The following is a 234-nucleotide window of genomic DNA, read 5'->3' as shown; positions in this document are numbered from 1 at the left end:
CCGGCATTTGGCGACGACCAGGAGAAGTCGGTTTAAACTTTTTGATACCCATGTAAATTCCCTCCTTTTCTGTAGCCGTCGGGGTTATACACCTTCGTAGAACGTCAGCTCTTTGCTGTCTTCAGTCAGCTTAACGATCGCCTTTTTCCACTCGGAGGTGTAACCGGAGTATTTGCCGTAGCGCTTCGGTTTCGCAGGAACACGCATGGTGTTGACTGCCGCAACTTTCACGCC

The 234-nt window shown here is 50.9% G+C and carries 1 protein-coding gene; it reads right to left on the bottom strand.

The genetic code is table 11. The features are described from left to right. Positions 1-84: 84 nt before the first annotated feature. On the bottom strand, positions 85-234 hold a 150-nt coding region (rplW, locus tag LD028_RS09480), incomplete at its 5' end, for a 50S ribosomal protein L23 (RefSeq protein ID WP_237811672.1).

Source organism: Anoxybacillus sp. LAT27 (genome assembly GCF_022030075.1).
GTDB lineage: Bacteria > Bacillota > Bacilli > Bacillales > Anoxybacillaceae > Anoxybacillus > Anoxybacillus kestanbolensis.
Note: the sequence above shows the minus strand (reverse complement) of the source record. Positions and strands in the feature narration are given on the sequence as shown.